The sequence below is a fragment of the Buttiauxella sp. A111 genome, assembly GCF_014189855.1.
GTDB lineage: Bacteria > Pseudomonadota > Gammaproteobacteria > Enterobacterales > Enterobacteriaceae > Buttiauxella > Buttiauxella selenatireducens.
The window spans coordinates 124,126-143,874 of record NZ_BJFN01000002.1; the positions used below are offsets into that span (position 1 = coordinate 124,126).

Sequence of the window (19,749 nt, forward strand, 5' to 3'; positions counted from 1 at the left end):
CTTCCAGCAGCGTTTTCGCGAAAGGCTTCTGTATACCGGCCACTAAAGGAGGCCGGTATTTTAGTTAGCCAAATATATTAAAATATGCACTGAAAATTGAAACGACAATAATGCCGATAAGGATCCGCGATATTCGCATATTCTTACCCAGCAAATAATACATAACACCAAAAGCAGCCATAGGTAGCAGGCAAGGCATAATATCATTAAGGATATTTTGCAAAGGAACGGCGTATTCCCCCTCACCGATAACAAACGGAACCTTCAATGAAACCATCGTGGCCGTCATTCCTCCAATGACCATCAGGCCTAAAATGGCTGCTCCATAAGTAATTTTCTGCATCATTCCGGTTTCTTCTACTTTTTTGAAGAAATCAGCCCCCAACCTATATCCTCCGATCAGGCAGAAATAGCGAATGAAATAATGAGGAACGTTAAACACCAGTAAAAAAAGTAAAGGCCCAAGAATATTACCTGATGAAGCCAACGAAATGCCTAATCCAGCAGCAATGATCCGCAGCGTTCCCCAGAAGAAAGAGTCACCAATGCCCGCCAGTGGCCCCATCAGCGAAGCTTTTACAGCATTGATGGAGCTAGCATCGAAATCATCGTCAAGCATCCGCCTTTCTTCCATCGCTGAAGATATCCCCAAGGGCAGCGTAGACAGATGCGGTGTGGTATTAAAGAATTCCAAATGTCTGACCAATGCATCAGAGATCTCTTTATCCGTTTTGCACGTTTTACGAATAATGGGCACCATGGCAAAGGTATATCCCATGTGCATCATACGCTCGTAATTCCAGGAGGATTCCATGGTCAATGAACGGAAATAGACTTTCCACAAATCTTTTTTAGTTATGTTGCCATTAGAATTCGTTGTCATCGACGATCTCCTGTTTTTTGGATGAACTATTAACGAGTACAATCGCGAGGAATAAACCGAACAGCGCAATACCCACCAGAGGTAGCTTTAAATATGCCGCCAACAAGAAACCAAAGAAAAAGAAAGGGAAAACTTTTTTATTGATGATCATTCTGGCCAGCATGGCAAAGCCCAGAGCAGGAAGAATACCGGTCGCAATGGTCATCCCCGTCAAAATGGTTTCTGGGATCGCGTCCAGTATTGCACTGACTACCGGCGTGCCGACATAAAAAGCAAATCCGACGAGAATCGCAAAAGGAACCGAACAGGCAAGTGTCGAATAAATATGCATCCTGACTACGCCACTAATATTGGCTTGCAATGCATGTTTGTCTGCCTGACGGCAAAATATAGGCAGCACAAAGATATAGACCGCATTTTGCAATACCAGTACCAGGGTGGCGATTGGCACCGCTAACGCCACGGCAGTGGCCACATTTTGCCCCGAGGCAATAGCAAATGCCGTACCCAAAATACCACCCGAGGTGACATCAGGCGGATTGGAAGCACCAATCTGGAAAGCACCCAGCAGCACCAGCTCAATTGCCGCACCAATCATGATCCCTTTAGTGACATCCCCCATAATCAGACCGACTAAAGGCCCCATGACTATTGGACGTCGGAGCATCGCCGTACCAAAGATCGAATCCAGGTAACCTACGCATGACAACCCTCCGAGCAAGAAAGACTGCATCAAAAGACTCATATACGTTATCTCATCCCAGTAAGGTAATTGCTTTTAACCTGGCATCATTCGGCACTTGCCGAATTTCCAGTTCGACATTCTTTTGATCCAGAGTTCTTAATTCAGCCACATCTGTTTCAGTCACAAATATCGCTTTCGATATCTGACGCGCTCCCGGTATAGATTTAATTCCGCCCAGATTAATACTGGTTATCTTGTCACTTGCCATCGCCAGGCGATACGCATCGTGAATGGAAGCGACGACAATAAACAGGTTATATTTCTCAGTAACCCCACTATTGAGTGCATCAATAGAGTCCTGGATATTTTTTATCACCAGTTTTACGTTATTAGGCCGAGCCAATTTCATCGCGGTCATTTTTAATTCATCGCTGATGATTTCGTCATTGGCAATTAAGATGCAATCGGCTTGCAGAGAGGCTGTCCAGGCAAATGCCACCTGACCATGTAATAAACGATGATCAACCCGTAATAATTTAATCATGCTTTTTTAACCCTCATCATAATTTGTTCTACATGTTCCGCACACACATCTCCGCTATCTTTAAAAGTATCTTTAAAGTAGCTACCCACCACAGCACCTGAACTTAATCTTAGTTTTTGCTGGCAATTTTCAGCAGTGACTCCTGCACCAATAATCAACGGGAAGTCGCCAATAATGTCGCGAAACGCCTGAATTTTACTTTCATCTGTTTCTTGACCAGTGGCATCACCGGTCACCACAATTGCATCACATCGTTGCATTCCCAGCAGCAAGTCTTCTTCAAGGCTACGACCAGATTTATAGGGCTGATATTTGAAACGCACACCACCAAAAATAGCGACATCAGAATTTTTGCGATTCTCAGCAATAAAATCGGCAAAAGCTAAATCATCTTCTGGTGTTAAATGCCCTGCGACTGAATCCAATTGAATAAAACTTGCATGGTATTTTTTTGCCAGTTCAAACCCTTGGCGATCATCGTCTAATAAATTAACACCATACATAATATTTACCGCGTGGCTGTCGAGATATTGTAATACACGTTCAACTTGTTCAGGTGAACCGAAATAATTCTCAACAATAACAGCACTTACACCATTTTCACGGTAGATTTCAATTTCGCGAAGGGCTCGTTCAAAAACTTCCTGATCGTTATCACCTTTCAAATGCAGCATTGCGAGGATAAATTTTTCATCACCAAACATGGTCTGTATTTTATTGTTCATAACACCCTCCTGTTCTAGAAATCATCTACTTTCTGGTTATTATTCAACATTGTATCGTTATAATATTGAATAGTTTCCTTCGCATCCTGAAGTGCAATTCTTATCAATTCAGCAGTATCATTAATGTCCGGACTTTCGAGAATTAATGAAATCAGCAGTGGCAAATTAAGTCCGGTAACTAAGTGCAAACGAGGATCATTTAAATAGGTGATGAATTCATTATTCACACTGCCTTTGGAAATGTCAGTGATAACAACAACTTCATCGTGACAACCCAAACTAGCGAAATATTGTTGCACCCCGAGCTTTAAATCCGGCACATCATCGGTGTAAGCACATAGAGTAGAAATATGTTCATTTTTCCCAACGACCATTTCTAACGAGTCTCTGATTCCATCAGCAAACCGGCCATGACTGGCAAATAAAAACTTACGCATCTACGCTCACTCTCCTTATTGTTAGTAGCTGTATCGCCGTCGTTTTAATGATTGGTCTGATTGATAGTTAGCAGGAATCATGCCACTTAGTGTCAAACTAGTGGCAAAACTGGAGGAGTCATCTGGAGGAATCGATATAAACTTGTTTTAATACAATAGGTTAAATAAATTACTCTGCTGTGACAATATCGTATATATACCCTATTTCACTTAGTGGTATTGTGACACTATAGATATCTTCTATGACACTAAAAGCATTTTGAATCATACACAGTATTTCTTTTTGACACTCTTCCAGCAGCCCTTGCTCGGGATAACTTTCGATAGGGACCTGGCGAATCAACCGCTCCAACATGCAACTGACATGCACGTACAGATTGATTTTCTTCTGATTCTCAAGACGCTTTTTCAGCAGGATCTCCAACGTACCAATACAGCTATCCAGATGCTCAAGGATTTTCCCTGTATCGAGAATAGTCAATTGAGCAATCACGCGTTTCAACGAGAAATTATGCACTAACCGATCGTTGATAGTCTGTATCATTGCAGCATCGGCTAACCCACGGAATACCGTATCCAGCCGGATATCTCCTCGGCCACTGATTAAATCTTCCAGCGAGATATAGGGAATAAAAGGAATGCAGGGATCTGCGGTTCCGACGATAGCAATAATATCGTAAAACTGAAACAGCGAATGGCGTGACGATTCTGAAAGTAACAGGGAGTAATCATAGGCAATAACATCTACCCCAACTTCTTTAGGAATACTTTCTTCGAGAAGAGTTTGCAAATGATGTGCAGTTCCCATTCCAGTGTAGCAACTGGTAATAATAGTTGGTCGCTTGACCTGTTCGGAATAGATAATTTTACTATCATTCTTTTGATAAACTGTTACCGCCTCAACAATCTCTTCTAAAGATGTATTGTTTAGCAACAACTCTCCGACATGTAATGCCATAGCAGTAGAAACATTATTAATGATAGCGACGGGGAAATGAATATTTTTATTAAACTCAGTATAAATATCCGTTAATGACCCCATATCCACTAAAATAACCAACCCTCTGGACATATCATTGTCACTGATATACTGAAGAATATTATTGGCAATATCTTTAATAGAGGTATCGATAGGCATATCGAAAGAAGAGAAAATATTCTCACCCAGCAATCGATTGACAACATTGGAGATGCTGCTTGCTGTAGCATAACCGTGTGCCAGAATAACAGCTTTGGTTCTCGGAGAACTCAGCACCATTTTCATGCTTTTTAGGTATAATGAGAAAAAGATCTCATCTTCCATGCTGATACTAACATCCAGCCGATGCTCGATCAAAACGGATAGTTTTCGCGCAATCAGATTTTCTTCCACCATATTATGAATAATATAATGGTGTAACTTCTCCAGCACATGCTTTTGCTCCGAAATGATCTCACTACCTTGCTGATTTTTAAAAAATAGATACCACGCTAAACCATGCTCGCAGTTACCATTAAATTGTACAGAGTATCTACTTTCAATCTGTTGAATAATATCTTTTATAATACTTAGATTAAAATGAACAATGGGGTGGTTATTTTTTGTTGTCTGGCTAAAAATGATCTTATCAAATAATAACTCAATTTCCCTGAATGCTTCTGGCAAAAATAAATCAGCATCTTGCATATGAAACACAGTCAGTATTTTATGCCAAAATTCATTAATCGCGCTTGCCAGGGGTAAAGGAGTTTGAACTAATTGCGCCAGGGTTGTTGCAGGAGTAATAGTAACCGACTTTTCCTGTGTGACATATTCAGATAAAACACCTTGCGCAAAGAAATTCTCTGGCAAATCTTTTAAATGCACCGATATTGAACGGTCAGAAAAAAGCTTTGAATATATTCCAGCTGTCAGGCAGGTGATAGTATTTTTTAACTCTCCAATATTACCAGAATAAGTATGACGGACCAGTACTTCCAGCACTTGTGAGGAAAGCGTAATTTCTCGCTGTAATAATTTTGCTTCATGCATAAAAAAAGCGAAGATAAAATTCCGCTTTTCAGCAATTCCTCGCTCGTCCAGTGACGGGATAGCAATACTCAACGGGATACGACGCATGAATGTATCCAGAAAATGCGCTTTTGGGGTGGCTGTGGTGGCAAAAACCAGACGAACCTGAGCACTTAATTCCCGGCCGCTTTCCCCCATCCGACAAAACCGGCCTGTATCCATGAAAGTGAACAATTTTTCCTGATTTTCTGCGGGAAGCCGATGAACTTCATCAAGAAATAACACACCACCATCTGCTTTTTGTAGCATACCGTCAGTGGTTTTATCCGCACCAGTGAATGCTCCTTTCACATAACCAAATAAATTACTGGATAATAATTCAGGGTTGTTAGCATATTGCGCACAGTTAAAAGTCACGAACGGAGCATTTGCAGGCAGGATGTTGCGGCTCACCGCCTGCTTCCAGGCCAATTGTGCAAACATGCTTTTACCACTGCCCGTTGGGCCATACAACATCACCGATAACCCGTGCGGCGGATAGCAAATCGCAGTATTCAGCCTCTCTATTACCGGCTTTAAGCTGGTTTGTGCACCAATCAACTCGGCAAAAATATCCTGTTGTGCATGCTGATGCCCCTGGAGCTCCTGCAGGCTAGAAAACACAACCTGGCTAACGGCAAAAAAACGCGCTTCAAACACGGATTTATGTAAGAAATAAACGGGGCGGGTGTTGATTTTAATTAGCTGATTTTCTTCCACTAATTGATTTAAGTAGTGGCTTATAGTGTTGCGTTTCACATTGAAGTGCTGCGACATTGATTGAGAAGTATGAAATTCATCCAACATACTAAAAGCAAAATTTCGGGTTTCTTCAGCCAAAAACGCACAGATATCATGTTTTAACACAACAAGGCCTTTAAGTTAGCTCGCACTCATTTCAGGATTCAGTTTGCATGATACATGGAGTCGTAAGCGAACCGCAAAGCATCAATTCAACATATTGATATGTAATTATTTTTATGTTTATCTCAAGCCAAATTTTTGATGACTGATTAACATGATGGTTGAAGCTTTTATCATGTGAGCGACCTCTGACTGTGGGTTTATTGAAACTGGAAACCAGACTGCACTTTTGAATCGTTTAAGCTATTGCAACGTCATACCTGTGATTGCAAACCAGGTTTGCGAGGAGTTTCCAGATTTTAGCTGTGACAGCAGATTGGGCACTGGGCTAATATAGCGCCAGAAAAGGTATTTTTACCTATAGCCTTACAAGTGATACTTAACGAGAAAAATAAAATCACAAATAACCTTTAATTCAATGGATTAGATAGAAAAAACATTATGAGCACTACGGATAACTTTGACGGCCACACCCCGATGATGCAGCAGTACCTGCGCTTGAAAGCACAGCATCCTGAAATCCTGCTGTTCTATCGTATGGGTGACTTTTACGAACTTTTTTATGACGATGCGAAACGCGCGTCGCAGCTGCTCGACATATCCCTGACTAAGCGTGGAGCATCCGCTGGGGAACCCATTCCAATGGCAGGTGTGCCACATCACGCCGTCGAAAACTATTTAGCTAAGCTTGTGAACCTGGGTGAGTCGGCTGCCATCTGCGAACAGATTGGCGATCCAGCCACCAGTAAGGGGCCGGTTGAGCGTAAAGTGGTGCGCATTGTCACCCCCGGCACCATCAGCGATGAGGCTCTGTTACAAGAGCGCCAGGACAATCTGCTCGCGGCTATTTGGCAGGACGGAAAGGGTTTTGGCTATGCCACACTCGACATTAGTTCAGGTCGTTTTCGTCTGTCTGAGCCGGAAGATGTCGAAACGATGGCGGCAGAACTTCAACGCACAAATCCTGCCGAACTGCTGTATGCGGAAGATTTTGCAGAAACGCGCTTAATTGAAGGCCGTCGCGGTTTGCGCCGTCGCCCATTGTGGGAATTTGAAATTTCAACCGCACGCCAGCAGTTGAATATGCAATTTGGCACACGAGACCTGACCGGTTTTGGTGTCGAAAACGCCCATCATGCATTGTGCGCAGCCGGTTGCTTGCTGCAATACGTTAAAGATACGCAGCGCACATCTTTGCCGCATATTCGCTCCGTTACCATGGACCGCCAGCAAGACAGCATTATCATGGATGCGGCAACGCGACGTAATCTGGAAATTACCCAGAACCTTTCTGGTGGCTTTGAAAATACGCTGGCTTCGGTGTTGGACTGCACGGTTACACCGATGGGCAGCCGCATGCTGAAACGCTGGCTGCATATGCCTATCCGAAATGTCGATGTCCTGCAAAAACGCCAGCAGACCATTGCCGCGCTACAAGACAGAACCGCTGAAATCCAACCGGTGTTGCGTCAGGTGGGCGATCTGGAGCGTATTCTGGCACGTCTGGCATTGCGCACTGCACGCCCACGTGATTTAGCCCGTATGCGCTACGCCTTCCAGCACTTACCTGAACTGCGCGAACTGTTAAGCGATGTACCAACCGAATATGTCCAGACGCTGCGTGAGAATATGGGCGAGTTCACCGAGTTACGTGAGCTACTCGAACGCGCCGTGGTCGAAGCGCCACCCGTGCTGGTACGTGATGGCGGTGTTATCGCACCAGGCTATAACGAAGAGCTAGACGAATGGCGAGCACTGGCTGATGGTGCAACGGATTATCTCGACAGGCTGGAAATACGTGAGCGTGAAAAACTCGGTCTGGATACGCTGAAGGTTGGTTTCAATGGCGTACATGGTTATTACATCCAGATTAGTCGCAGCCAAAGCCATCACGCGCCGATTCATTATGTTCGCCGCCAGACGTTAAAAAACGCCGAACGCTATATCATTCCTGAGCTGAAAGAGTACGAAGACAAAGTGCTGACCTCAAAAGGGAAAGCGCTGGCATTGGAAAAGCAGCTCTACGATCAGTTGTTCGATGCGTTGTTACCCCATCTTGAAGCATTGCAGCAAAGTGCCACCGCCCTCGCAGAACTTGATGTGCTGGTAAACCTGGCTGAACGCGCTTATAGCCTGAATTACACTTGTCCACAATTGACGGATAAACCGGGAATTAAGGTGGTTGGCGGTCGTCATCCGGTTGTTGAGCAGGTTCTTAGCGAACCCTTTATCGCCAACCCGTTAAGCCTTGCACCCCAACGACGAATGTTGATTATTACCGGGCCGAACATGGGCGGTAAAAGTACTTATATGCGCCAGTCTGCGCTGATAGTGCTGCTGGCTTATATTGGCAGTTTTGTTCCTGCGCAGCAGGCTGAAATTGGCCCGATCGACCGTATATTCACCCGCGTCGGTGCGGCAGATGATCTGGCTTCCGGGCGTTCAACCTTCATGGTGGAAATGACCGAAACGGCAAATATTCTGCATAACGCCACTGAACACAGCCTGGTGCTGATGGATGAAATTGGTCGTGGGACTTCCACCTACGATGGACTGTCGCTCGCCTGGGCGTGTGCCGAAAGCCTGGCAAACCGCATCAAAGCGCTAACGCTTTTCGCCACGCACTATTTTGAGTTGACGACGCTTCCAGAAAAAATGGAAGGTGTGGCGAACGTGCATTTGGACGCAATTGAACACGGTGACACCATCGCGTTTATGCACAGCGTGCAGGACGGTGCAGCGAGCAAAAGTTATGGACTGGCCGTAGCAGCGCTGGCAGGCGTGCCAAAAGAGGTCATAAAGCGTGCGCGTCAGAAACTGCGTGAGCTTGAGACCGTTTCGAATAATACAGCGGCCACTCAGGTCGATGGTACTCAGATGTCGTTGCTGTCTGTTGCGGAGGAAACTTCACCTGCGGTAGAAGCGCTGGAAGCATTAGATCCCGACTCTCTGTCACCACGTCAGGCGCTGGAATGGATTTACCGGCTGAAGAGTCTGGTGTAGATTTCAGCATCAGACGCACTCACCCCAGTCCTCTCCCCCAGGAGAGGTAAAAACTGCAGAAAAAAAAGCGGTGGCCTGAATCCAGGTCACCGCTTTTTTACTTGATGAGTCGATTACTCGCGGAACAGAGCTTCGATATTCAGCCCTTGAGTCTGCAAAATCTCACGCAGACGACGTAGACCTTCAACCTGAATCTGACGAACACGTTCACGAGTCAGGCCGATTTCACGACCCACATCTTCCAGTGTTGCAGCTTCATAGCCTAACAGACCAAAACGACGAGCCAGCACTTCACGCTGTTTAGCGTTCAGTTCAAACAACCACTTAACGATACTTTGCTTCATATCATCGTCTTGTGTGGTGTCTTCCGGGCCGTTGTCTTTTTCGTCAGCCAGAATATCCAGCAGCGCTTTTTCTGAATCGCCACCCAACGGGGTGTCGACCGAGGTAATGCGCTCGTTGAGACGCAGCATACGGCTAACATCATCAACCGGTTTATCCAGTTGTTCGGCAATCTCTTCCGCACTCGGCTCATGGTCGAGCTTATGGGAGAGTTCACGCGCCGTACGCAGATAAACGTTCAGCTCTTTCACGATATGAATCGGTAAACGAATCGTACGGGTTTGGTTCATGATTGCCCGTTCGATGGTTTGACGAATCCACCATGTAGCATACGTTGAAAAACGGAACCCACGTTCTGGGTCAAACTTCTCAACGGCACGAATCAGCCCAAGATTCCCCTCTTCAATCAAGTCCAGCAGAGCCAGACCACGATTGCTATAACGACGGGCAATCTTTACCACCAGACGCAAGTTACTTTCAATCATGCGGCGGCGGGAAGCGATATCACCACGCAGAGCGCGGCGGGCAAAATACACCTCTTCCTCGGCTGTTAATAGTGGAGAGTAACCAATCTCCCCAAGATAAAGCTGAGTTGCGTCAAGCACACGCTGCGTGGCCCCCTGCGACAACAACTCCTCTTCGGCTATGTCGTTATCACTGGGTTCCTCTTCTACGAGGGCTTTCTCGTCAAAGACCTCAACTCCATTCTCATCATATTCCGCGTCTTCATTTAACTCGTTAACTTTCAGCGTATTCTGACTCATAAGGTGGCTCCTACCCGTGATCCCTGGGCAAAGCACCTTGCACTTCGTCTTTTAAGCGGTCTCTGCGTTGGCTGCCTTCGCTCACCCAGGTCACTTACTTTTGTAAGCTCCCAGGGATTCGCTCAGTTGCCGCCTTGATACCACTTAAACGACTTTGTGCATGAAAGTACTTTGCCGGCTTATCGCTGCGGTAAGTAACGCAGCGGGTTGACGGATTTCCCCTTGTAACGAATTTCAAAATGCAAACGTGTTGAACTGGTTCCGGTGCTACCCATGGTAGCTATCTTCTGCCCCGCCTTGATTTCTTCTTGTTCCCGGACCAGCATTGTATCGTTATGGGCGTAGGCACTCAGGTAATCATCATTATGTTTGAGGATGATTAGATTACCGTAACCACGCAGCGCGTTACCGGCATACACCACTCGCCCGGAGGCGGTAGCAACAACAGCCTGGCCTTTGCTGCCTGCGATATCGATCCCTTTATTGCCACCTTCAGTAGCAGAGAAGTTCTCAATAACCTTGCCTTCAGTCGGCCAGCGCCAGGTCGAAATTGGCGCGCTATCGGACGTGCTGCTGGCAGTTGGTACAGTAGTCGTAGAGCTAACCACAGGTGCCGTAACCGGTGCTGTGACGGTTGTCGCAGTACCTTTATTATTCGGCAACATTTTGTTAGCACTCTGTTCACCTGAATCCTCAGAATACGTAATTACTGGTTTAGAAGCAACCACTACGGCGGTTTTTTGCGCAGCGGTAGGCGTGACGCCTTGAGCACTCGCATCGGCCGCTGTCACAGCGTTTCCACCCGTAATTGGTGCGCCAGATGCATTACCAATTTGCAGGGTTTGGCCCACGTTCAAGCCATACGGCTCGGGGATGTTGTTGCGTTGGGCTAAGTCACGGAAGTCATTTCCGGTGATCCACGCAATATAGAAAAGAGTATCGCCACGTTTAACGGTGTATGTGCTACCGCCGGTATAGCTACCTTTCGGAATAGCGCCATATTTGCGGTTATAGACAATGCGCCCATTTTCAGTCTGTACCGGTTCGGAAACGACCGGCTGCGTTTGCACTGGCTGAATTTGTGGAGTCTGGCTTTGGGTGGACATTTTCGGTGGTGGAGTCACCAACATGCCACCGGAAGAATTGCTGTTGGCATTGCCGTTACCGCCCACCGAACTGATAGGCGCCTGGGTGTTATTGCTGGTACATCCCGCTAACCACAGGCTCACCAGCGACAAAGCTGCTATACGGCGTAAAGTAAAAGTTGGGCTTCCCGCGCTCATTTATCCCCCAAAAAAACAATCATATGCTTATGAAAATACGGCAGAACTGGCGCTTACGGCCAGATGTCAAAATCTCGTTGCGCGTAACGTTACGCCAAAACTCTTAGAAAAAAACAAGATAGTTCCAGGTTATGCCAATTCACCCTTAACTAAGGGTACAAAACGAACGGCTTCTACCGTATCAATGACAAATTCCCCACTCAGTCGACGAACGCGCTTCAGATACTGCCGATCTTCGCCAACCGGGAGGACTAAAATTCCACCTTCGTCCAGCTGCGACAATAATGCGCTGGGGATCTCCGGTGGTGCTGCCGTAACAATAATAGCGTCAAATGGACTGCGAGCATGCCAGCCAAGCCAACCATCACCATGACGGGTTGATATATTGTGCAGATCGAGCTGTTTTAAACGTCGCCTTGCGTGCCATTGCAGGCCTTTGATGCGTTCAACTGAACAAACATGATGCACCAAATGCGCCAGGATGGCGGTTTGATAACCCGAGCCGGTGCCGATTTCCAACACGCGAGATTCGGGCGTCAACTCAAGCAACTCGGTCATTCTTGCAACCATATAAGGTTGCGAGATAGTTTGGCCGGAGCCAATGGGTAATGCTGTGTTTTCCCAGGCTTTGTGCTCAAACGCCTCATCGACAAATTTTTCCCGTGGCACCTGCGCAATCGCATCAAGAACCTTCTCGTCCTTGATGCCTTGAGCGCGCAGTTGTGTGATAAGGGCTTCTACGCGTTTGCTTACCATTGCTCATCCACTCCTGATTTGCTCAACCAGTGACTGACCACCTCACGCGCGCTGTGAGCAGTAAGGTCAACATGCAATGGTGTTACCGAAACATAGCCTTCATCGACGGCCGCAAAATCGGTATCAGGGCCTGCATCAAATTTGTCGCCTGGCGGTCCAATCCAGTACAGCGTATTCCCGCGTGGATCTTCTTGTGGAATAACTTTGTCTGACGGATGGCGGCTACCGCAGCGCGTAACACGAATGCCCTTGATTTGATCAAGCGGCAAATCCGGTACGTTAATATTTAAAATACGGCCGGTGCGCAGCGGTTCACGCAATAAAGCGCGCAAAATTGAACAGGTCACAGCGGCCGCTGTTTCGTAATGTTCATAGCCGTTTAACGAAACAGCCAGTGCCGGAATGCCTAAGTGCCGCCCTTCCATCGCGGCCGCAACGGTGCCGGAATAGATAACATCATCGCCCAAGTTCGGCCCGGCATTAATACCAGAAACCACAACATCCGGGGCTGGGCGCATCAGTGCGTTAACGCCAAGATAGACACAGTCCGTTGGCGTGCCCATTTGCACGGAAATATCACCGTTCGAAAGCGTGAAAGTGCGCAATGAAGATTCGAGCGTCAGTGAGTTTGATGCCCCACTGCGATTACGGTCAGGGGCAACCACCTGCACATCAGCAAATTCCCTTAGTCGGGCCGCCAGAACTTGAATGCCCGGCGCATTGACCCCGTCATCGTTACTCAAAAGTATTCTCATAATGGATTTACAAAGCTTCTTTTTATATGAAAAAGATAAAACCACATGTTGGTTCCCGGCATAACGACTTTACGCGTTCTTTTAACCTTCAAAAATCTTCCCAACCTGTTGTTTTATCCCATTCTGCTGATTTTAGTGCACCCGTAATGAAATTGTTGCCGTTTTTGTAACATTCACTACAAAGGCCTGTCCAGGTAACACTATACAATCCAAAGTTGACTAAATCACCCTTTGCGGCCTGAGGTTAACTCAGTTAACAAAGCGTTACAGGTAAACCCAAGACATGAACCTGATCCTAATTTAGAGCAAAAAAAAGCGGGTATGATGATTACCCGCTGTGGAATGATTTTGCCGTTACTCTGCAATATCGACGTAATTGCCCGGTGCGTTCATCAATTCGCGCACCACGCTCGTCGCAAAACTCCCAGCAGGCAGCCAGAAAGTCAGCTCGACAGTGATGTCATCCCACCAGTTCCAGGTGAGATCTTTAGGCATCAGCAACATGGCTCGACGCGCCGCTTCGACTCGCTCACGCACCAACAGTGACTGCAAATCGGTTTGCCCGGCAACGCATTGCTGTTCAAACTCCAGAGCCGCATTTTGCGTACCCCAAGGACCATCACCGGGGAGTGGCGCAGTAATCAATAACTCACCGTCATCTACACGTTTTTGCAGAACAGGCAGCTCTTCTTGCGTTGCAACAAACCAACTGCCCCGCCCGGCTAACTGTAATGCATCACCCTCGATAACCTGGTTAAACTCTGGCTTCTTCAGTCGCTCGCTCACGACCTGGTTAAACATCGCGCTACGAGCTGCTGAAAGATAAAAGCTACGCTTATTGCGGTCACGAATGGGTGCATTGCTTTGCGCCCAGCGCACTGCCTGATGCAGGTTATTGCCACCCAACCCGAAACGTTGGCTGCCAAAGTAATTCGGCACACCATGATGAAGAACGGCATTAAGCCGTTGTTCCATCTCAGCGCGGTCGCTGACATCGCGCAGCACCAGCGTGAAACTGTTTCCCTTCAGCGCACCTAAACGCAATTTACGTTTATGGCGCGCGTATTCCAGAACCTGGCAGCCTTCAAGTTGGAACGCACTCATATCCGGCATTTCTTTGCCCGGAAGACGCACGCAAAACCACTGTTCTGTCACCGCATGCTTGTCTTTCTGACCGGCAAAGCTGACTTCGCGGGCATGCACTTTCAAAAACTTAGCCAGTGCATCGGCTACAAAGCGGGTGTTGCAGCCATTTTTCAGGATGCGTAACAGTAGATGTTCACCTTCACCATCCGGCCCAAAACCCAGGTCTTCAATGACCACGAAGTCTTCTGGATTAGCTTTGATTAAACCTGTGCCCTGCGGCTTACCATGCAGCCAGGTCAGATTATGCATGTCCATTATTTACGTGCCTTATGTAACAGCGCGACCGCTTCGCAAGCGATACCTTCACCACGCCCCGTAAAGCCGAGCTTTTCTGTCGTGGTCGCTTTAACGTTCACATCATCCATATGGCAGCCCAGATCTTCGGCAATAAACACGCGCATCTGCGGGATGTGCGGTGCCATTTTCGGAGCCTGCGCAATGATAGTCACATCGACGTTACCCAGCGTATACCCTTTCGCCTGGATACGGCGCCAGGCTTCACGCAGCAATTCGCGGCTGTCTGCGCCTTTAAATGCGGGGTCGGTATCCGGGAATAATTTACCAATATCTCCTAGTGCGGCAGCACCCAGCAGAGCATCAGTTAATGCGTGCAAAGCGACATCGCCATCAGAGTGGGCGAGCAGGCCTTGTTCGAACGGTACGCGCACACCGCCAATGATAATTGGGCCAACGCCACCAAAAGCGTGTACATCAAAACCATGTCCAATACGCATTACTTTTTCTCCGTTTGGGTTAACCGCGTGAGGTAAAACTCCGCCAACGCCAGGTCTTCAGGGCGAGTCACTTTTATATTATCGGCGCGGGCGCTAATTAATTCGGGATGGAAGCCACAATATTCGAGTGCCGAGGCTTCATCAGTGATTGAGGCATGTTCATCGAGTGCGCGTTGCAAGCAGCTGCGCAATAATTCCAGAGGGAACAGCTGAGGAGTTAACGCATGCCAAAGGTCTTCTCTGTCGACCGTGTGGGCAATCAGGCTTATCCCCGGCTCGCCACGCTTCATGGTGTCACGCACGGGAGCGGCCAGAATAGCGCCTATTTTGCTGGTCTGAGTAATCGCCAACAAACGCGTCAAGTCATCCAGATGTAAACAGGGGCGTGCCGCGTCGTGCACTAAAACCCACTGCGCGTTATGCACCACATTTAATCCAGCGAGTACTGAGTCAGCGCGCTGCGCGCCCCCCTGGATAACCGTTACATTGGGGTTTGAAGCGAGAGGCAATGAGGCAAACCAGCTATCAGTAGGGCTAATAGCAATGACGACATGAGCCACGCGTGGATGAGCCATCAGGCTTGCCACCGCGTGTTCAAGAATAGTTTTATCGCCGATTTTTAGATATTGCTTAGGACATTCCGTTTGCATGCGGCTGCCGATACCTGCTGCCGGCACCACGGCAATTACGTCCGGGGAGGAGTCTGCCATGTAGATTCACTTACGCGTTATTGTCGATTGTTCTGCCCTGCATTATTGCCCAGGCGCTTAGAGCTATCGGGAACCAGGCGGTAGAAGGTTTCACCCGGTTTGGTCATGCTTAATTCATTACGTGCGCGCTCTTCAATAGCTTCCTGGCCGCCATTAAGATCGTCAATTTCGGCAAACAGCTGATCGTTACGCGCTTTGAGTTTGGCATTCGTCGCCTGCTGTGCAGCAACGTCGTCATTCACTCGCGTCCAGTCATGCACACCGTTTTTTCCAAACCACAGCGAATACTGCAGCCAGACCAACAAGGCCAGCAATAGTAGCGTTAGTTTACCCATCCTGCCCCCTGAAAAACGGCACAATCATCGCACAAAATTTTAGCGGGCTCCGCTTTCGGTACAAAGCGAGCCTTCATATTTGCGGCAGAATTTATCACAGATTGCGACGACATGCGCGTTTGCAGGTGAGTTAGCGGCCTTGCAGTCATAAATAGTCTGTTACGGTTTGGTGATTATTTAAAAGTTAGCCCATTAGCCACAAGAAAAGCATGCCAAACATCAGGCCCACCGCTAACACGGTCACAATGCAGCTGATAAGCAAACGTCCACGCAACAGAGAGTGTAGAGCAATCCCCACGATGACAGCGACAGGTAAGAGTGCCAGGAAGAATGGCCACGTATACAGGAAGAAAAAGAGAGTATTTGGGCCATAGATCAGGAAGGGAATACCCAACGCAAGCAGCCACGCCAAAAAGCCGATGAACGCCCCAGTTAAAGACCAGGTCGTCTCTTCGGTACTGGGGCCAGGTTCAGCCGATGTAATAACCAGGTTGGTGCCATTGCGCATAACGAATCCGTAAACCCTGCAAGCCAGGCACATGAGGCGCCCGGCAATGTTCTAGGTTTTGATAATAACGTCACGACGCAACAGGTCTAATAATTGGGCAATCAAATTTGTTACCAATTGTTCGCCGTCTAAGTGTATTTCCGGGCGTTCTGGCACCTCATAAACCGAGTCAATTCCGGTGAAATTTCGTAGCTCTCCGGCACGGGCTTTTTTGTACAAACCTTTTGGGTCACGCGCTTCGCAGATAGAAAGTGGTGTATCAACAAATACTTCGATAAACCGCCCTTCACCCACACGGTCACGAACCATCTGGCGTTCTGCACGATGAGGCGAGATAAACGCAGTCAGTACCACCAACCCGGCATCTACCATTAAGTTGGCAACTTCGCCGACGCGACGGATATTTTCTTTACGATCGGCGTCGCTAAAACCGAGGTCACTGCACAAACCGTGGCGAACATTGTCGCCATCGAGTAAGTAGGTGCTCACACCAAGCGAGTGTAACGCTTCTTCCAGCGCGCCCGCGACGGTGGATTTTCCCGAGCCCGAAAGTCCGGTAAACCACAGCACGACACCACGGTGTTGGTGCAGCTTTTCACGTTGCTCCACCGTAACCGGATGCGCATGCCAGACGACGTTGTCGTCGTGCTCAGCCATTATTTGCCTCCCAGCAAATCACGCGCGCCCCAGTGAGGGAAATGACGACGCACCAGGGCATTGAGTTCTAGCTCAAAGGCGCTGAAAGCTGAAGGCTCTTGATAAACCTCTTGTTGTGGCTCGCGCACCATACCGGCACCGACCGTCACATTGGTCAGGCGGTCGATGAAAATCAGCCCGCCGGTAACCGGATTGTCCTGGTATTTATCCAGTACCAGAGGCTCGTCGAAAGTGAGATCGACGAGGCCGATACCATTCAGCGGCAAACTCTCAACAACGCGCTGCGTCAGGCTATTAATTTCAACCTGATAATGGATGTTGTCGACGCGCGCACGGGTCTTCTTGCCTGCAACTTTAATGTCATAGCTTTGGCCCGGCACCAGTGCTTGTTCAGCCATCCACACCACGTCAACTTTCGCCGTTTGTACCGCAGGCTGCACATCGCTGGCATCGACCAGCAAATCACCCCGGCTGATGTCGATTTCATCTTTCAATACTAAAGTGATGGCTTCGCCCGCAGCGGCTTGTTGCAAATCTCCATCAAAAGTCACAATTCTCGCAATGGCTGATTCGACGCCCGACGGCAGAACTTTAACGCGTTGCCCGACGGTCACCACGCCGGATGCCAGCGTTCCCGCATAACCCCGGAAATCCAGATTCGGGCGATTCACATACTGTACAGGAAAACGCATCGGCTGCTGTTCAACCACACGCTTAACTTCAACCGTTTCCAGAAGCTCCAACAACGTTGGGCCGCTGTACCAGGGCATACTGCTGCTTTGGGTCGCCACGTTATCGCCTTCAAGCGCCGACAGCGGCACAAAGCGAATATCCAGATCAGCAGGCAATTGCTCAGCAAAGGTCAGATAGTCTTGTTTGATCTGCTCAAATCTCTCTTCGCTGTATCCCACCAGATCCATTTTGTTGACCGCCACAACCAAATGCTTGATCCCCAACAGCGTGGAGATAAAACTGTGGCGACGCGTTTGATCCAGCACACTTTTGCGCGCATCGATCAATAAGATCGCCAGATCGCAGGTTGATGCACCTGTGGCCATGTTTCGGGTGTACTGCTCATGTCCCGGAGTATCAGCAATAATGAATTTGCGTTTTTCGGTAGAGAAATAGCGGTAAGCCACATCAATTGTGATGCCCTGTTCGCGCTCGGCTTGCAAACCGTCCACCAGCAAGGCCAGATCCAGTTTTTCACCCTGAGTACCGTGACGTTTGCTGTCGGTATGCAGCGATGAAAGCTGATCTTCATAAATTTGGCGCGTGTCATGCAGCAGACGGCCAATCAGCGTGCTTTTGCCGTCATCGACGCTGCCGCAGGTCAAAAAGCGCAGCAGGCTCTTGTTTTGCTGAGCGTGCAGATAGGCTTCTACACCACCCTCATCAGCAATTTGTTGTGCAATAGTCGTGTTCATCTGGCGGCTCCTTAGAAATAACCCTGGCGTTTTTTAAGCTCCATGGAGCCAGCCTGGTCGCGGTCAATTGCCCGCCCTTGACGTTCACTGGTGGTCGAAACCAGCATCTCTTCTATGATCTCCGGCAGCGTTTGCGCTTCGGATTCCACGGCACCGGTCAGTGGCCAGCAGCCCAGGGTACGGAAACGCACCATTTTCTGCTCAATCACTTCACCCGGCTGCAAATCGATACGGTCATCATCCACCATCAATAACATGCCATCGCGCTCCAGCACCGGACGCGGCGCGGCCAGATATAACGGAACGATGTCGATATTTTCCAGGAAGATGTATTGCCAAATATCCAGCTCGGTCCAGTTTGAAAGCGGGAACACGCGAATGCTTTCACCTTTATTAATCTGGCCGTTGTAGTTGTGCCACAGTTCAGGGCGCTGGTTTTTTGGGTCCCAGCGATGGAAACGGTCACGGAACGAATAGATACGTTCTTTGGCACGTGATTTTTCTTCATCCCGACGTGCGCCACCAAAAGCGGCGTCAAAACCGTACTTGCTCAGCGCCTGTTTCAGCCCTTCGGTTTTCATGATGTCAGTATGTTTGGCGCTACCGTGCACAAATGGGTTAATCCCCATCGCCACGCCTTCCGGGTTCTTATGAACCAACAATTCAAAGCCGTAATTCTTCGCGGTACGGTCACGGAAATCGTACATTTCGCGGAATTTCCAGCCGGTATCAACATGCAGCAGAGGGAACGGAAGTGTGCCTGGATAGAAGGCTTTACGGGCCAAGTGCAACATCACCGATGAGTCTTTACCGATGGAATACATCATAACCGGATTGGAAAATTCGGCGGCAACCTCACGGATGATATGGATGCTTTCTGCCTCCAGCTGCCGTAAGTGTGTGAGTCGTTTTTGGTCCATAACCATCCCTTAACCGAGGTTAGTACGGAGGGTCATGGCCCGCCGTTTAAAAATTCATGGGGAGACTATACGGCGGTGGTTTATTTGTTATGAAATTACGAATTGGAATGAGTTGTTCCACAAAGGAATAACGTTGCGGGAAAGTAAATTACAAAATGTGCTTAACCAACGTGATAGCGTGGGTTTCAGAGGATTTGAAATTGTGTAACGTCCATCACAGTTTCATACTATACGGGCAAAAA

General features: G+C 48.1%; 19 protein-coding genes. 1 reads left to right on the plus strand and 18 read right to left on the minus strand.

Going from position 1 to position 19,749, the window contains the following annotated elements; genetic code table 11:
• Window positions 1–64: 64 nt before the first annotated feature.
• From BSPA111_RS06755 to BSPA111_RS06780, 6 genes are all read right to left on the minus strand, one after another.
• The gene (locus BSPA111_RS06755; protein WP_183270414.1) at window positions 65–883 is read right to left on the minus strand and encodes a PTS system mannose/fructose/sorbose family transporter subunit IID; all 819 of its coding nucleotides are present in this window, start codon (window positions 881–883) and stop codon (window positions 65–67) included.
• Window positions 867–1,628: a PTS sugar transporter subunit IIC gene (locus tag BSPA111_RS06760; RefSeq protein WP_183270415.1), complete on the minus strand. Its 762-nt coding sequence runs from the start codon at window positions 1,626–1,628 to the stop codon at window positions 867–869. The genes BSPA111_RS06755 and BSPA111_RS06760 overlap by 17 nt, the downstream gene beginning before the upstream one ends.
• Before the next feature lie 10 nt (window positions 1,629–1,638).
• Window positions 1,639–2,112, minus strand: coding sequence for a PTS sugar transporter subunit IIB (locus BSPA111_RS06765; RefSeq protein WP_183270416.1), 474 nt, complete (start codon window positions 2,110–2,112; stop codon window positions 1,639–1,641).
• Entirely contained in the window at window positions 2,109–2,837 is a 729-nt protein-coding gene (locus BSPA111_RS06770) for a BtpA/SgcQ family protein (protein ID WP_183270417.1), read from the minus strand. The genes BSPA111_RS06765 and BSPA111_RS06770 overlap by 4 nt, the downstream gene beginning before the upstream one ends.
• Window positions 2,838–2,851: 14 nt before the next feature.
• Complete coding sequence (locus tag BSPA111_RS06775) at window positions 2,852–3,274, minus strand: PTS sugar transporter subunit IIA (RefSeq protein ID WP_183270418.1); 423 nt, start codon at window positions 3,272–3,274, stop codon at window positions 2,852–2,854.
• A 169-nt stretch (window positions 3,275–3,443) separates the two neighbouring features.
• Window positions 3,444–6,170: a sigma 54-interacting transcriptional regulator gene (locus BSPA111_RS06780; RefSeq protein WP_183270419.1), complete on the minus strand. Its 2,727-nt coding sequence runs from the start codon at window positions 6,168–6,170 to the stop codon at window positions 3,444–3,446.
• A gap of 438 nt (window positions 6,171–6,608) precedes the next feature.
• Between BSPA111_RS06780 and mutS the strand changes: the two genes are divergently transcribed.
• Window positions 6,609–9,170, plus strand: coding sequence for a DNA mismatch repair protein MutS (mutS, locus tag BSPA111_RS06785; RefSeq protein ID WP_183270420.1), 2,562 nt, complete (start codon window positions 6,609–6,611; stop codon window positions 9,168–9,170).
• Window positions 9,171–9,283: 113 nt separating this feature from the next.
• Here mutS and rpoS read toward each other — a convergent pair whose 3' ends face one another.
• The 12 genes from rpoS to cysD all read right to left on the minus strand — a co-directional run bounded on the left by rpoS (window position 9,284) and on the right by cysD (window position 19,507).
• Entirely contained in the window at window positions 9,284–10,276 is a 993-nt protein-coding gene (gene rpoS, locus BSPA111_RS06790; protein WP_034497934.1) for an RNA polymerase sigma factor RpoS, read from the minus strand.
• Between the two features lie 179 nt (window positions 10,277–10,455).
• Window positions 10,456–11,559 carry a murein hydrolase activator NlpD gene (gene nlpD, locus BSPA111_RS06795; protein WP_183270421.1) on the minus strand — a complete coding sequence of 368 codons (1,104 nt, stop codon included), beginning with the start codon at window positions 11,557–11,559 and terminating at the stop codon, window positions 10,456–10,458.
• Between the two features lie 129 nt (window positions 11,560–11,688).
• A complete protein-coding gene (locus tag BSPA111_RS06800; RefSeq protein ID WP_183270422.1) occupies window positions 11,689–12,315 on the minus strand; it encodes a protein-L-isoaspartate(D-aspartate) O-methyltransferase in 627 nt (208 codons plus the stop codon).
• Window positions 12,309–13,070: a 5'/3'-nucleotidase SurE gene (gene surE / locus BSPA111_RS06805; RefSeq protein ID WP_183270423.1), complete on the minus strand. Its 762-nt coding sequence runs from the start codon at window positions 13,068–13,070 to the stop codon at window positions 12,309–12,311. The genes BSPA111_RS06800 and surE overlap by 7 nt, the downstream gene beginning before the upstream one ends.
• Before the next feature lie 354 nt (window positions 13,071–13,424).
• Window positions 13,425–14,474 carry a tRNA pseudouridine(13) synthase TruD gene (gene truD, locus BSPA111_RS06810; protein WP_183270865.1) on the minus strand — a complete coding sequence of 350 codons (1,050 nt, stop codon included), beginning with the start codon at window positions 14,472–14,474 and terminating at the stop codon, window positions 13,425–13,427.
• Window positions 14,471–14,950: a 2-C-methyl-D-erythritol 2,4-cyclodiphosphate synthase gene (gene ispF, locus BSPA111_RS06815; RefSeq protein ID WP_064543903.1), complete on the minus strand. Its 480-nt coding sequence runs from the start codon at window positions 14,948–14,950 to the stop codon at window positions 14,471–14,473. Before ispF ends, truD begins: the two co-directional genes overlap by 4 nt.
• Complete coding sequence (gene ispD / locus BSPA111_RS06820; protein WP_183270424.1) at window positions 14,950–15,660, minus strand: 2-C-methyl-D-erythritol 4-phosphate cytidylyltransferase; 711 nt, start codon at window positions 15,658–15,660, stop codon at window positions 14,950–14,952. The genes ispF and ispD overlap by 1 nt, the downstream gene beginning before the upstream one ends.
• 17 nt (window positions 15,661–15,677) lie before the next feature.
• A complete protein-coding gene (gene ftsB, locus BSPA111_RS06825; protein WP_183270425.1) occupies window positions 15,678–15,995 on the minus strand; it encodes a cell division protein FtsB in 318 nt (105 codons plus the stop codon).
• A 184-nt stretch (window positions 15,996–16,179) separates the two neighbouring features.
• Window positions 16,180–16,503 carry a DUF3561 family protein gene (locus tag BSPA111_RS06830; protein WP_183270426.1) on the minus strand — a complete coding sequence of 108 codons (324 nt, stop codon included), beginning with the start codon at window positions 16,501–16,503 and terminating at the stop codon, window positions 16,180–16,182.
• 51 nt (window positions 16,504–16,554) lie between these two features.
• Window positions 16,555–17,160 (minus strand): adenylyl-sulfate kinase, encoded by a 606-nt coding sequence (gene cysC / locus BSPA111_RS06835; RefSeq protein WP_183270427.1) that lies wholly within the window; start codon window positions 17,158–17,160, stop codon window positions 16,555–16,557.
• The gene (gene cysN / locus BSPA111_RS06840) at window positions 17,160–18,587 is read right to left on the minus strand and encodes a sulfate adenylyltransferase subunit CysN (protein WP_183270428.1); all 1,428 of its coding nucleotides are present in this window, start codon (window positions 18,585–18,587) and stop codon (window positions 17,160–17,162) included. The genes cysC and cysN overlap by 1 nt, the downstream gene beginning before the upstream one ends.
• Before the next feature lie 11 nt (window positions 18,588–18,598).
• Complete coding sequence (gene cysD, locus BSPA111_RS06845; protein WP_183270429.1) at window positions 18,599–19,507, minus strand: sulfate adenylyltransferase subunit CysD; 909 nt, start codon at window positions 19,505–19,507, stop codon at window positions 18,599–18,601.
• Window positions 19,508–19,749 lie beyond the last annotated feature (242 nt).

Coding starts and splice junctions, on each gene's coding strand:
- BSPA111_RS06830 (WP_183270426.1), bottom strand. CDS start 16,503: ATGCGCAATGGCACCAACCTGGTTATTACATCGGCTGAACCTGGCCCC.
- cysC (WP_183270427.1), bottom strand. CDS start 17,160: ATGGCTGAGCACGACGACAACGTCGTCTGGCATGCGCATCCGGTTACG.
- mutS (WP_183270420.1), top strand. CDS start 6,609: ATGAGCACTACGGATAACTTTGACGGCCACACCCCGATGATGCAGCAG.
- ispF (WP_064543903.1), bottom strand. CDS start 14,950: ATGCGTATTGGACATGGTTTTGATGTACACGCTTTTGGTGGCGTTGGC.
- ftsB (WP_183270425.1), bottom strand. CDS start 15,995: ATGGGTAAACTAACGCTACTATTGCTGGCCTTGTTGGTCTGGCTGCAG.
- BSPA111_RS06760 (WP_183270415.1), bottom strand. CDS start 1,628: ATGAGTCTTTTGATGCAGTCTTTCTTGCTCGGAGGGTTGTCATGCGTA.
- BSPA111_RS06800 (WP_183270422.1), bottom strand. CDS start 12,315: ATGGTAAGCAAACGCGTAGAAGCCCTTATCACACAACTGCGCGCTCAA.
- cysD (WP_183270429.1), bottom strand. CDS start 19,507: ATGGACCAAAAACGACTCACACACTTACGGCAGCTGGAGGCAGAAAGC.
- ispD (WP_183270424.1), bottom strand. CDS start 15,660: ATGGCAGACTCCTCCCCGGACGTAATTGCCGTGGTGCCGGCAGCAGGT.
- nlpD (WP_183270421.1), bottom strand. CDS start 11,559: ATGAGCGCGGGAAGCCCAACTTTTACTTTACGCCGTATAGCAGCTTTG.
- rpoS (WP_034497934.1), bottom strand. CDS start 10,276: ATGAGTCAGAATACGCTGAAAGTTAACGAGTTAAATGAAGACGCGGAA.
- BSPA111_RS06770 (WP_183270417.1), bottom strand. CDS start 2,837: ATGAACAATAAAATACAGACCATGTTTGGTGATGAAAAATTTATCCTC.
- cysN (WP_183270428.1), bottom strand. CDS start 18,587: ATGAACACGACTATTGCACAACAAATTGCTGATGAGGGTGGTGTAGAA.
- BSPA111_RS06775 (WP_183270418.1), bottom strand. CDS start 3,274: ATGCGTAAGTTTTTATTTGCCAGTCATGGCCGGTTTGCTGATGGAATC.
- BSPA111_RS06765 (WP_183270416.1), bottom strand. CDS start 2,112: ATGATTAAATTATTACGGGTTGATCATCGTTTATTACATGGTCAGGTG.
- BSPA111_RS06755 (WP_183270414.1), bottom strand. CDS start 883: ATGACAACGAATTCTAATGGCAACATAACTAAAAAAGATTTGTGGAAA.
- surE (WP_183270423.1), bottom strand. CDS start 13,070: ATGAGAATACTTTTGAGTAACGATGACGGGGTCAATGCGCCGGGCATT.